The organism is Stenotrophomonas sp. YJH_SMC_17 (genome assembly GCF_059371655.1).
Map to the genome: position 1 here is coordinate 315086 of NZ_JCAFUU010000002.1, position 12157 is coordinate 327242.

At 66.7% G+C, this 12157-nt stretch carries 10 protein-coding genes; 4 read left to right on the forward strand and 6 right to left on the reverse strand.

Going from position 1 to position 12157, the window contains the following annotated elements; all coding sequences use genetic code 11:
• Window positions 1–260 precede the first annotated feature (260 nt).
• Window positions 261–485 carry a YbdD/YjiX family protein gene (locus AC5P8Z_RS06490; RefSeq protein WP_049467479.1) on the reverse strand — a complete coding sequence of 75 codons (225 nt, stop codon included), beginning with the start codon at window positions 483–485 and terminating at the stop codon, window positions 261–263.
• The gene (locus tag AC5P8Z_RS06495) at window positions 485–2566 is read right to left on the reverse strand and encodes a carbon starvation CstA family protein (RefSeq protein ID WP_049427667.1); all 2082 of its coding nucleotides are present in this window, start codon (window positions 2564–2566) and stop codon (window positions 485–487) included. The genes AC5P8Z_RS06490 and AC5P8Z_RS06495 overlap by 1 nt, the downstream gene beginning before the upstream one ends.
• 215 nt (window positions 2567–2781) lie before the next feature.
• Between AC5P8Z_RS06495 and AC5P8Z_RS06500 the strand changes: the two genes are divergently transcribed.
• Complete coding sequence (locus tag AC5P8Z_RS06500) at window positions 2782–3633, forward strand: pirin family protein (protein WP_495228513.1); 852 nt, start codon at window positions 2782–2784, stop codon at window positions 3631–3633.
• A gap of 119 nt (window positions 3634–3752) precedes the next feature.
• Here the strand turns inward: AC5P8Z_RS06500 and AC5P8Z_RS06505 are convergent, their stop codons facing one another.
• From AC5P8Z_RS06505 to AC5P8Z_RS06520, 4 genes are all read right to left on the reverse strand, one after another.
• Window positions 3753–4211 carry a hypothetical protein gene (locus AC5P8Z_RS06505; protein ID WP_495228514.1) on the reverse strand — a complete coding sequence of 153 codons (459 nt, stop codon included), beginning with the start codon at window positions 4209–4211 and terminating at the stop codon, window positions 3753–3755.
• Between the two features lie 194 nt (window positions 4212–4405).
• Complete coding sequence (aqpZ, locus tag AC5P8Z_RS06510; RefSeq protein WP_142806529.1) at window positions 4406–5125, reverse strand: aquaporin Z; 720 nt, start codon at window positions 5123–5125, stop codon at window positions 4406–4408.
• 120 nt (window positions 5126–5245) lie between these two features.
• Complete coding sequence (locus AC5P8Z_RS06515; RefSeq protein ID WP_495228515.1) at window positions 5246–6109, reverse strand: pirin family protein; 864 nt, start codon at window positions 6107–6109, stop codon at window positions 5246–5248.
• 639 nt (window positions 6110–6748) lie between these two features.
• Window positions 6749–8812, reverse strand: coding sequence for a 3-hydroxyacyl-CoA dehydrogenase NAD-binding domain-containing protein (locus AC5P8Z_RS06520; protein ID WP_495228517.1), 2064 nt, complete (start codon window positions 8810–8812; stop codon window positions 6749–6751).
• Window positions 8813–9047: 235 nt separating this feature from the next.
• Between AC5P8Z_RS06520 and rpoE the strand changes: the two genes are divergently transcribed.
• The 3 genes from rpoE (at window position 9048) to AC5P8Z_RS06535 (ending at window position 12156) form a co-directional block, all read left to right on the forward strand.
• Window positions 9048–9668: an RNA polymerase sigma factor RpoE gene (gene rpoE, locus AC5P8Z_RS06525; protein WP_005418256.1), complete on the forward strand. Its 621-nt coding sequence runs from the start codon at window positions 9048–9050 to the stop codon at window positions 9666–9668.
• The gene (locus AC5P8Z_RS06530) at window positions 9665–10546 is read left to right on the forward strand and encodes a sigma-E factor negative regulatory protein (RefSeq protein WP_286069397.1); all 882 of its coding nucleotides are present in this window, start codon (window positions 9665–9667) and stop codon (window positions 10544–10546) included. The genes rpoE and AC5P8Z_RS06530 overlap by 4 nt, the downstream gene beginning before the upstream one ends.
• Window positions 10547–10620: 74 nt before the next feature.
• Window positions 10621–12156, forward strand: a complete 1536-nt coding sequence (locus tag AC5P8Z_RS06535) for a DegQ family serine endoprotease (RefSeq protein ID WP_495228518.1) — start codon at window positions 10621–10623, stop codon at window positions 12154–12156.
• The last annotated feature ends 1 nt before the right edge of the window (window position 12157 follow it).

Sequence of the window (12157 nt, forward strand, 5' to 3'; positions counted from 1 at the left end):
CTGACGATCATGTTGCGTGTTCACGGCAATTGCCGTGAACACGCTTTCCCCGTGTAGAGCCGAGCCCACGCTCGGCTTTCTTTTTGCCTGCCACCGGGTAGATCCACGACATGCGTGGATGCATTTCATGGAGATCCATGAACAAAGAAGGGGTCAGATCCGTTTCCCGGAGGAAACGGATCTGACCCCTGATGCTTCTCGCCGTCACCGGAAATCTGTCGAAGGTGCGGGCGCCGGGCTGCAAGCCCGGCACCCGACTTTCAACAGCAGCGACCGCCGTTGCGACCGCCGTAGCGCGCTTCCTGGCGCTCGCGGAAGAACGTCTTGTAGTCCATCGGCTCCTGGTCCGGATGCTTTTCCAGCATGTGCCGGACGTAGTTGTCGTAGTCAGGAATGCCACAGCACAGTCGTGCGGTCTGCACCAGGCGCCGCCAGATGCGGCGGTGCGCCTGGTACTGGCCAACGGGAACCAGTTGCGTGCTCATCACAGATCCACCATCTCATGCGGCTTCAGTGCCACGTACGGGGTCTCGCGGTCGCTGCGCTGCGGATTGCGGCGGGCCGCCAGGATGGTCTTGATCGAATACACCAGCACTGCGCCCACCACCAGCAGGAACAGCGCGGTCAGGCCGGTGTTGACGTAGGCGTTGACCACGATCTGCTTCATCTGCGCCACTGACTTGGCCGGAGCGGTGATGGTGTCGCTGGCGAGGGCGGCCTGGAACTTGTGTGCCTGTGCCAGGAAGCCCTGCGCCGGGTTGCTGTCGAAGATCTTGATGAAACCAGCGTAGGTGGTGCAGATCAGCAGCCAGATGGCCGGTACTGCGGTGACCCACGCATAGCGGTCACGCTTCATCTTGAACAGCACCACCGTACCCAGCATCAGCGCGATACCGGCCAGCATCTGGTTGGAGATGCCGAACAGCGGCCACAGTGTCTGGATGCCACCGAACGGATCGACCACGCCGGTGTAGAGCAGGTAGCCCCACAGCGCCACGCAGCCGGCGGTACCGATGATGTTGGCGGTCCACGACTCGGTCTTCTTCAGCGCAGGCACGAAGTTGCCCAGAAGATCCTGCAGCATGAAGCGGCCTGCGCGGGTACCCGCGTCCACTGCGGTCAGGATGAACAGTGCTTCGAACAGGATCGCGAAGTGGTACCAGAACGCCATCATCGCGTCGCTGCCACTGGGAATCGCTTCGTGCAGGATCTGCGCGATGCCCACCGCCAATGTAGGTGCGCCGCCTGCGCGATGCAGGATGGTCGGTTCACCGATGGCGGCCGCGGTCGCGGTCAGCTGTTCGGGCGTGATGGTGAAGCCCCAGGTGTTGGTGATGTAGTGCGCCGCCGACGCAGCATCGGCACCGATCACCGCGGCCGGGCTGTTCATCGCGAAGTAGATGCCCGGGTCGATGATCGACGCTGCGACCAGTGCCATCACCGCAACGAACGATTCCATCAGCATGCCGCCATAGCCGATGTAACGCATGTGCGCTTCATTGGCCAGCAGCTTCGGCGTGGTGCCCGAGGAAATCAGTGCGTGGAAGCCGGACACCGCACCGCAGGCGATGGTGATGAACAGGAAGGGGAACATGCCACCCTTCCACACCGGGCCATCACCGCTGGCGGCGAACTGGGTCAGCGCCGGCATCTTCAGTTCCGGCATCACCACCAGGATGCCGATGGCCAGCGCGATGATGGTGCCGATCTTGAGGAAGGTCGACAGGTAATCGCGTGGCGCCAGCAGCAGCCACACCGGCAGCACCGAGGCGACGAAGCCGTAGCCGATCAGCATCCAGGTGATCTGGGTGCCGGTGAAGGTGAACGCAGGGCCCCACACCGGATCGGCGGCGACCTTGCCGCCGTACCAGATCGCGGCCAGCAGCAGGATCAGGCCGACCACCGAGATCTCGCCGATCTTGCCGGGGCGGATGTAGCGCATGTAGACGCCCATCAGGATCGCGATGGGCATCGTCGCGATCACCGTGAACATGCCCCATGGGCTTTCGGCCAGCGCCTTGACCACCACCATGGCCAGCACCGCCAGGATGATGATCATGATCAGGAACGCCCCGAACAACGCGATGGTGCCGGGCACCTGGCCCATTTCTTCTCTTACCAGGTCACCCAGCGAACGACCGTTGCGGCGGCTGGACAGGAACAGGACCATGAAGTCCTGTACCGCGCCGGCCAGCACCACGCCCACCACCAGCCACAGCAGGCCCGGCAGGTAGCCCATCTGCGCGGCCAGCACCGGGCCGACCAGGGGACCGGCACCGGCAATGGCAGCGAAGTGGTGGCCGAACAGCACGTGCTTGTTGGTCGGCACGTAGTCCAGGCCATCGTTGTTGATCACCGCCGGGGTGGCCCGGGTCGGATCCAGCTGCATCACCTTGTTGGCGATGAACAGGCTGTAGAAGCGGTAGGCCACCAGGTACAGCGAAACCGCGGCGACGACGATCCACAGCGCATTGATGTGTTCGCCGCGGCGCAGTGCCACGGTGCCCAGACAGAAGGCGCCGAGCAGGGCGAGGGCCGCCCAGCCTATTTTGGAAAACCCTTTCATGAGGTGCTCTCTCCCGGAAAGACAGTCAAAGAGTCCCGCGTGCCCTCGACAGGGTCAATTGGCACAGGACGAATCGGCGGTAGTACTTTGGTCGTACGTTTGTTGTGCTGACGTGCAGCGAACATCAGGGATGGAACAATCGGTTGCGGCGCCGTCCATTGGCGCGCGGCCGTGTGGCGTCCATCTTCAGTGGCATCCATCCAACAGGAGTCGCCATGAGCTTTCCCGAACCGGTCCGCGTGCTGCGGACCATCCGTGGCATGCCCACCTCCGACGGTGCCGGCGTGCGCCTGACCCGCGTCATCGGTGGCCCGACGCTGCCCGACCTGGATCCGTTCCTGCTGCTTGATGAATTCGGCACCGACCGTGCCGAGGACTACATCGCCGGCTTCCCGGAACATCCTCATCGCGGCTTCGAAACGGTCACTTACATGCTCGACGGGCGGATGCGGCATCGTGACAACCACGGCAACGAGGGCCTGCTGACCCCGGGCAGCGTGCAGTGGATGACCGCAGGCCGCGGCTTGGTGCATTCGGAGATGCCCGAGCAGGAAAGCGGGCAGATGCGCGGCTTCCAGCTGTGGGTGAACCTGCCGGCGAAAGAAAAGATGACGGACCCGAAGTACCAGGAATTCGCCCCTGAGCGGATTCCGGTGGTGCACCCGGAAGCGGGCGTGGACGTGAAGGTGATTGCCGGCAGCGTGGATCGCACACAAGGCCCGATCGTGCAGCCGGCCACCGAGCCGCTGTACCTGGACATCACGCTGGCCCCGGATCGCGCCTGGACCTATGCGTTGCCGGAAGGGCACAACGCCTTTGCATACGTGTTCGAAGGTGGCGTGACCGTGGGTGAGCAGGACGCCGCGCGCGATGTCGCCCGCCAGGAGCTGGCAGTGCTGGGCGGTGGCGAGCAGCTGCATCTGTCGGCCGGCAGCGAGGGTGCGCGGCTGATCCTGGTCGCCGGTCGCCCATTGCGCGAGCCGGTGATGCGGCATGGTCCGTTCGTGATGAACACGCGGCAGGAACTGATGCAGGCCTTCGTCGATTTCCAGGAAGGCAAGTTCTGAGGAAGTGCGCCGGGCCATGCCCGGCGAAAGAAACCAGTAACGCCGTCGGGTAATACCCGGCAGATGTTCCGCGTGTCGGATCCTGCGGGGATGCTGCCAGGCAGTCATCCCCGTCACCTTCAGCGTCCGGCGGCCACGGCCGACGGGGTCAGGCTCATGCCCTGCGCCAGCTGCTGCAGCGAGCCCAGTTCCTGCGCGTTGTCCGGATACAGCGAAATCTGCGCGTAACGCCCTTTGTCGAGCTTGACCACGCTGATGCGGCGCTCGGCATAGCCGGGCGGCTGCTGGCCCCCCAGGTCGGGCTGGTACCAGTACAGCGATTCACCGCCGAAACTGCCTTTCTCCTGGCGCAACGAGCGGTTCAACGGCAGATTGGGATCGCGCGTGCTGAGCATCAGGCTCAGTACCTCGCGGCCGTCGTTGGTGCTGGCGCGGCAGACCAGGAAATCGGCCTGGGTCTGCTGTTGCCACTGCAGGCCGCTGCTGGCCGGCAGGGAAGGACATTCGGTGGGTGCCTGCGCGGCGGCCTGGGCCGCAGCGAACAGCAGGCTCGTCAACACTACACGCGCGAACTTCATGCATCCCCCAAGGTGGTGTGTCGTTGGCGCCGCCGGATGGAACGGCGGCCGTGGCATCCCATCCCCGGATGCCCCCCGTCGGCATGTGCACGGCAGGTCAACTCAACCTTAACGGAACGTGAGCGATCGCACAAATTGCGGTTACAAGCGTAACCATTGCGACCGAAGGTCGGCCGCAATGGCCCGCACAGGCCTCAGCGGTCGTTGCCGATCCACTTGTAGATGATGCCGCCGATCGCACCGCCGAGCAGCGGGGCGACCCAGAACAGCCACAGCTGGCTGACCGCACCGCTGCCGGCGAAGAAGGCCACGGCGGTGGAGCGGGCAGGGTTCACCGAGGTGTTGGTGACCGGGATGCTGATCAGATGGATCAGGGTCAGCGACAGGCCGATCGCCAGCGGCGCGAAGCCGGCCGGCGCCTTGCCGTGGGTGGAGCCCATGATCACGATCAGGAACACTGCGGTCAGCACCACTTCGCACAGGAAGGCCGCTGCCACGCTGTAGCCGCCAGGCGACAGCGCGCCATAACCATTGCTGGCGAACGCACCGGCCTGGCTGCCATCAATGGCGAAGCCGCTGGCACCGGACGCGATCTGCAGCAGGATGAAACCGGCCACCAGTCCACCGGCGACCTGGGCGATGATGTAGGGAATCAGGTCCTTGGTCGGGAAGCGACCACCGGCCCACAGGCCGACGCTGACTGCCGGATTGAAGTGGGCGCCGGAGATATGGCCGAACGCATAGGCACCGGTGACCACGGTCAGGCCGAAGGCCAGCGCCACGCCGAGGAAACCGATACCCAGCGGGTTGCCGTCACCGCCGAACTTGGCTGCCAGCACCGCACTGCCGCAGCCCCCCAGAACCAGCCAGAACGTGCCGAGGAATTCGGCGGACAAGCGTTTACCCATGCTCATGTGTTGCACTCCTTTGACGGCTAAAGTGTGATTTATGTCACATTTCAGTGTTCAGCGGGTGACTGTGGTGTCAACGCCGGGTGCAGGAGTACACCTTCGGATGTGTGCAACACGCGATGTTCAGTACTGCGGCAGCGGGATGAACTCCTTGTCGTCGCCCGGGATGGTGCCGAAGCGACCGGCCTCCCAGTCGTGCTTGGCCTGCTCGATGCGCTCCTTCGAGCTGGACACGAAGTTCCACCACAGGTGACGCGGGCCATCCAGCGGCTCGCCACCGAACAGCATCGCCTTCACTGGCGTCTTCGCGCGCAGGCGGCCCACGGCACCGGCTTCGGGAATGATCAGGTGCTGGGCGGGAATGTCCACGCCGTCCAGCTGGGCCTGGCCTTCGAGGATGTACAGTGCGCGTTCGCGATGGCCGTTGTCGATGTCGATCTCCGCATCCGGGTCGAGGTCGATCGCCACGTTGAGGGTGTCGGCGAATACCTTCACCGGCGATTCCTCGCCATAGGCGCGGCCAGCGATCACCCGCAGCCAGGCGCCGTTGCGGCGCTGCTCGGGTAGGGTGGCCGCGGCGTGGTGGTAGAACGCCGGTTCGATTTCCTCGTGCGACTTCGGCAGCGCCACCCAGGTCTGCATGCCATGGATCGGGTTGTCATGGTCGCGGTCCGGCTGCGGCGTGCGCTCGGAATGGGCGATGCCGCGGCCGGCGGTCATCCAGTTGACGTCACCGGGACGGATCACCTGGTCCGAGCCGAGCGTATCGCGGTGGCCGATCGCACCCGACCACAGGTAGGTCACAGTGGCCAGGCCGATATGCGGATGCGGGCGTACGTCGATGGCGGTGCCCGGGTGCATGAGTGCCGGGCCCATCTGGTCGACGAACACGAACGAACCGATGCTGCGGGCCTGCAGGGTGGGGATGGCGCGACGGACTTCGAGGCCGCCGATGTCGTGCACGCGCGGGGCGATGATGGTGGTCATGCGGGCGTTCTCGCTGGCAGGGATCAGGGCGTCAGCATCGCATGCAGCTGTGACGGGGACATGCCCCGTCTGGGTAACAGGTTGTTCCAGCCAACGGCGCAGCCCCTCGTGGCTGGACGCGCAATGCATATCTCGTGTTTGGCCGGGCGGGTGAGTTGCGCAGGACACGCCGTAAACCCGTCCATGGGGGCTCGATGGCGCCATCCATGGCGCCAACGGTCCTGCGCAACCCACCCGCCCGGCCTCTGACAGTTTCCGTGTGCGTCCAGCCACGTAGAAGAAAAAAGAAAATCAAGATCAAACACCGGTCGCTTCGCTCGCATCCACGCATGGCGTGGATCTACTGCGGCAGCCAAGGTCGGCACGCTCCGGAATCGGAGTTCACCCACCGTCACCGGGAAACTGTCGGGGGTGGGGCGGTGTCGGGTTGCGGGGTGTCCGCGGCATGGATGCCGCGGCCAAGCCCCGGGGGTCACTTCAGGATGGGTTTACGGCGTCCCCGCAACCCGACACCGCCCCGCCCAACAAACAGAAAAGCCAGAGCCGGCTGATGCTCTGGCTCTGGCTCTGGCTCTGGCTCTGGCTTCGGCTGTTGCTGTTGCCTCTGCGGGTGCCGGGCCGCAGGCCCGGCCGACAAACTCACACCACCGGTTCGCGCAGGGCGGGGTTGTCCCAGCCCGGGCGGGGGGCGAAACGGTCGCCGTGGCGCTGCTGCAGCGCCTTCAACCGCTCGACGATCGCATCGGCACCCACCGCACGGATGTGCTGGATCGGACCGCCACGGAACGGGGCAAAACCGGTACCGAAGATCACGCCCGCATCCAGCAGGTCCGCATCGGCCACCACGCCTTCGTGCAGGCATGCCACTGCTTCGTTCAACAGCGGCAGGATCAGGCGGTCCTCCAGATCGGCCGGGGCCTGGTAATCGCTGGCCACGTCCGGCTTCTTCGGCTTGCCGTTCTCCCAGGTGTAGATGCCCTGGCCATCCTTCTTGCCGCGCTTGTCCGGCTCCACCGTCTGCAAGGCCGCCGGGATCTGCAGGCCGAGGAACGGCGCCAGTTCGCGGCCCACGCCCGCAGCCACGTCCAGGCCGACGGTGTCGATCAGTTCGATCGGGCCCATCGGCATGCCGAACTTCACGGCGGCCTTGTCGATCACCGGGCCCGGAATGCCTTCCGCATAGGCGGTGGCCGCTTCCAGCATGTACGGGAACAGCACGCGGTTGACCAGGAAGCCCGGGCTGCCGGCCACCGGCACCGGGAACTTGCCCAGCGCCTTGCAGAACGCGGCCAGGCGGCGTTCGGTCTCCGGTGCCATGCCGTCGTGGTGGATGATCTCCACCAGCGGCATCTGCGCCACCGGGTTGAAGTAGTGCAGGCCGGCGAACTGGGCCGGACGCTGGATGTGGTCGCGCAGTTCCACCAGCGGGATCGACGAGGTGTTGGTGGTCAGCAGCGCGTCCAGCTTCATCTTCGGTTCCAGCGTCTGGTACAGCGCACGCTTGGCTTCCGGATTCTCGATGATCGCCTCGATCACCAGGTCGGCGTCGGCCACGCCGTTGCCTTCCAGGTCGGCGCGCAGGCGTGCGGCCACCGCCGGGCGCTTGCTCTCGTCGCGCACCTTCTTGGCGAACAGCGCCTGCGCGCGTTCCATGGCGGGGTCGATGAAGCGCTGCTCGCGGTCCTGCAGGGTTACGTCGAAGCCCTTGTAGGCCGCCCACGCGGCGATGTCGCCGCCCATCACGCCGGCGCCGACCACGTGCACGTGGCGGATGCCGGAATCGCCACCACCCAGGCCCTTCAGGCGCTCGGTCAGGAAGAAGATGCGGATCAGGTTGCGTGCGGTCGGCGTGCTGGCCAGTTTGACCACCGCGCGGCGTTCGGCATCCAGGCGTGCCTGGATCGGCTTGCCACCGCTGCGCTGCCAGGTGCTGATCAGCGCGTAGGGCGCCGGGTACTGGTCCTTCTTGGCCTTGCGCGCCACCTGCTTGACCATCCGCGGTGCCAGCAGGGTACGGGCCAGCCAGGTGTTGGTCGCCCACGCCGTGGCGCGCTGCTTGAACGGGCGCGTGGTGCCGGACAACGCCAGCGCCACGGCGGTATCGAGCACCACCGCCGGTGCCACCACCTTGTCGACCAGGCCGATGCCACGCGCGGCCGAGGCCGACAGGGTGCGGCCGGTCAGCATCATGTCCATTGCCGCCGGGGCGCCCACCAGCTGCGGCAGGCGCGCGCTGCCGCCCCAGCCGGGGAAGATGCCGAGCTGGGTTTCCGGCAGGCCGATGCGGGTGCTGCTGTCATTGGAGGCGACGCGGTAGCGGCAGGCCAGTGCCAGCTCGGTGCCGCCGCCCAGGCAGTGGCCGTGGATGGCCGCCACGGTCGGGCAGGGCAGCTCGGCCAGCTTCTGGTAGGTGGCCTGGCCGCGGCGGATGGCATCGTTGACGGTGCCGCGGCGGTCGAATTCCTGGAACTCCTTCAGGTCCGCGCCGGCAATGAACCCCGCCTTCTTCAACGACTGGATCACCACGCCCTTGGGCGGGTCCAGCGCGATGCGTTCCAGCAGGTCCCCCAGTTCCAGCAGCACGTCCTGCGACATCGCGTTGACGCTGCTGTCCTGACGATCGAGAGAGAGAACCACCACGCCGTCGTCGCGGATCTCGGGGTGCCAGTGGCTGAAGCGGAGACCATCGAAGCCTGAGAGCATGGACGTTCCATCCGGTTGTGTATGGAGAAGCGGCTATGATCCAGAGGTTGTTTCCCCCGCGTCAAATCCCAATAGCAGGGGAGTGGCGACCCCGGATCCATGGCCGTGGACCGGGACGCTAACGGAACGGTGGTTAAAAGCTGGTGCGGCGCCGGGTGATCGGCGACTGAACTTTTCCCGGGATTGGCAGTCTCATTGCCCGACGTCGGTTGGGCTGACAGGAGTGCGGCCCCTCATGGCCGAGGTTGATACACCACAGGAGCTGGATCTGGAACTGGTCCGGCGCGTGCAGCACGGCGAGAGCGCCGCGTTCGATGTCCTGGTGCGCAAGTACCAGCATCGCGTGGTGGCCCTTGTCGGTCGCTACATCGCCGACTGGAGCGAATGTCAGGACGTCGCCCAGGACACTTTCATCCGTGCCTACCGCGCGATCGGAAGTTTCCGTGGCGACGCCCAGTTCTCAACCTGGTTGCATCGAATCGCCGTGAATACCGCCAAAAACTACCTGGCTTCACACAATCGACGGCCACCGACCGATGACATCGACATCGGCGATGCCGAACAGTTCGACAGTGGGACGCGCCTGCGCGACACCGACACGCCCGAACGCGAGTTGATGCGCCAGGAGCTGGAACAGACGGTGATGAAGGCCGTCAACGCGCTGCCGGAAGAGCTCCGGTCGGCGATCACCCTGCGCGAGGTGGAAGGCCTGAGTTACGAGGATATCGCGCAGAAAATGGGGTGCCCGATCGGCACCGTGCGCTCACGGATCTTCCGGGCGCGCGAGGCGATCGACACCGAACTCCGGCCGCTGTTGGACATCGGCAGCGCCACCCGTGAGAAGAGCCGCGTATGACCAGTAAACCGTTCAACGAATCGCAGAACCATCAATCGCCCGCCGGGCAGCGCCTGGACCAGCGCCATCGCGAGCAGCTGTCGGCCCTGGTCGATGGCGAGCTGGGCGCCGATGAAGCGCGCTTCCTGCTGCGCCGCATGGAACACGACCCCGAGCTGGCCGGATGCCAGGAGCGCTGGCAGCTGCTGGGCGATGTGATGCGCGGGCAGGCGTCGGCACTGGCGCCGGCCGGCTTCAGTGCCGCCGTGGCTGCCGCCATCGCCGCCGAGCCTGCGCCGCAGGCCGAGCCGCGCCGTCAGGTGCGTCGCAGTGGCTGGCGTGCCTGGGGCGGTGGTGCCGCACTGGCCGCTTCGGTGGCGGCGGTGGCGTTGTTCATGGGCGGCGAGAAGCTGAAGGAGGCCACCCCGGGCGAACCGTTGGCACCGCAGGTGATCGCCAGCCAGGCCGAGCTGCCGGCCGCGCCGACCGATCCCGCCCCGGTGACAGACGCCTCGGCGGACACTGCCGCGATGGCCGTGGCGGCGGCACCCGCCCTGGCGATGGCCGCTGCCAGTCGCCGCCAGGACACCCGCCGCGCGAGTGCCACCCGCAGCCAGCAGGCCGCGCGTGCCGCCCAGCGTGAGGACGTGCCGCAGCGTGCGGTGGCAACAGTTCAGGCGCCGCTGACCCCGACCGTGCCGGCCAACGCGACCCGCAACCTGCCGTTCGGCGAGGTCAGTGGGCTGCAGGCCCGGCCGTGGCCGCGCTCCAGCCTGGCGCCGGCCGCCGGTGGCGCGCTCAATGCCAGCTTCCCGGCCCATGCCGGTGGCGCCGCGTTCTACCCGTTCGAGCCGCGCCTGCAGGATGACCTGCCGGTGCCGCCGCGCCCGCGCGACTGAGCCGGGCGCTTTCACGCCCCGCCGTCGGCGGGGGCCGTATTCCTCTTTCCATCCGATCCGGAGGTTGCCGTCCGATGACTCCCCGACTCCGCACGCAGGCCATCGGCCTGCTGGCCCTGACCCTGCCGCTGGTGGCCTGCGCGCAGGCCCCGGCTCCGGCCGCTCCGCCCCAGGCTGCACCGGCCGCCGCGCCGAGGGCGCCGGCACAGCCGCTGGTCACCGGCCTGCCCGATTTCACCAACCTTGTTGAACAGGTCGGGCCGGGTGTGGTCAACGTCGACACCACCATCGTCCGCAACAACCGCCAGGCTTCGCGGGGCCCGATGGGCGGTGACGATGACATGCCGGAGTTCTTCCGCCGCTTCTTCGGCCCGGACTTCCCGATGCCGGGGCAGGGGCCGGGTGGGCAGGACGGCGGCCCCAGCATCAAGGGCCGTGGCATGGGTTCGGGCTTCATCATCTCGCCCGATGGCTACGTGCTGACCAACTACCACGTGGTGGCTGATGCCAGTGACGTGAAGGTCAAGCTGGGCGATAGCCGTGAGTTCAACGCCAAGGTAGTGGGCAGCGACCAGCAGTACGACGTGGCGCTGCTGAAGATCGATGGCAAGAACCTGCCGACCGTGCGCGTGGGCGATTCCAACACGCTGAAGCCCGGCCAGTGGGTTGTCGCGATCGGCTCGCCGTTCGGCCTCGACCATTCCGTCACCGCCGGCATCGTCAGCGCACTGGGCCGCAGCACCGGCGGTGCCGACCAGCGCTACGTGCCGTTCATCCAGACCGACGTGGCGATCAACCAGGGCAATTCCGGGGGTCCGTTGCTGAACACCCGCGGTGAGGTGGTCGGCATCAACTCGCAGATCTTCTCCGCCTCCGGCGGCTACATGGGTATCAGCTTCGCGATCCCGATCGACCTGGCGATGAGCGCGGTCGAGCAGATCAAGAAGAGTGGCAAGGTCACCCGCGGCCAGCTCGGCGCGGTGGTCGAACCGATCGATGCGCTGAAGGCGCAGGGCCTGGGCCTGCCGGACAGCCGTGGTGCGCTGGTCAACCAGATCGTGCCGGGCAGTGCCGCGGAGAAGGCCGGTGTGCAGATCGGCGATGTGGTGCGCTCGGTCAATGGCAGTCCGGTCAACAGCTGGTCCGACCTGCCGCCGCTGATCGGCGCGATGGCGCCGGGCAGCCGGGTCACCCTGGGCGTGATCCGCGACGGCAAGCCGCGTGACCTCAGCGCCACCCTTACGGCGCTGAACGAAGACGGGCAGGGCAATGCCCGTGCGGCCGCTGCCGCCAAGCCTGATGCGGCACCGCAGGCCGGCGCCAATGCCCTGCTGGGCCTGGACGTGAGCGACCTGACCGCGCCGCAGCGCAAGCAGCTCGGCCTGGATGGCAACGAAGGCGTGCGCATCACCGGGGTCAAGGGCCAGGCCGCGCGTGATGCCGGCCTGTCTCCGGGCATGGTGATCCTGCAGGTCGGCCGTACCCCGGTCGGCAGCGTGGAGGGCCTGAACCGGGCGCTGTCCAGCTACAAGAAGGACGATGTGGTAATGCTGCTGGTGCGCACCGGCAACGGCAACAGCGCCTTCGTGGCGGTCAAGGCCGGCCAGTAAG

Bases quoted from the DNA above. Each gene is read 5' to 3' on its own strand.
- AC5P8Z_RS06490 (WP_049467479.1), bottom strand. From the start codon at position 485: ATGAGCACGCAACTGGTTCCCGTTGGCCAGTACCAGGCGCACCGCCGC.
- AC5P8Z_RS06495 (WP_049427667.1), bottom strand. From the start codon at position 2,566: ATGAAAGGGTTTTCCAAAATAGGCTGGGCGGCCCTCGCCCTGCTCGGC.
- AC5P8Z_RS06500 (WP_495228513.1), top strand. From the start codon at position 2,782: ATGAGCTTTCCCGAACCGGTCCGCGTGCTGCGGACCATCCGTGGCATG.
- AC5P8Z_RS06505 (WP_495228514.1), bottom strand. From the start codon at position 4,211: ATGAAGTTCGCGCGTGTAGTGTTGACGAGCCTGCTGTTCGCTGCGGCC.
- aqpZ (WP_142806529.1), bottom strand. From the start codon at position 5,125: ATGAGCATGGGTAAACGCTTGTCCGCCGAATTCCTCGGCACGTTCTGG.
- AC5P8Z_RS06515 (WP_495228515.1), bottom strand. From the start codon at position 6,109: ATGACCACCATCATCGCCCCGCGCGTGCACGACATCGGCGGCCTCGAA.
- AC5P8Z_RS06520 (WP_495228517.1), bottom strand. From the start codon at position 8,812: ATGCTCTCAGGCTTCGATGGTCTCCGCTTCAGCCACTGGCACCCCGAG.
- rpoE (WP_005418256.1), top strand. From the start codon at position 9,048: ATGGCCGAGGTTGATACACCACAGGAGCTGGATCTGGAACTGGTCCGG.
- AC5P8Z_RS06530 (WP_286069397.1), top strand. From the start codon at position 9,665: ATGACCAGTAAACCGTTCAACGAATCGCAGAACCATCAATCGCCCGCC.
- AC5P8Z_RS06535 (WP_495228518.1), top strand. From the start codon at position 10,621: ATGACTCCCCGACTCCGCACGCAGGCCATCGGCCTGCTGGCCCTGACC.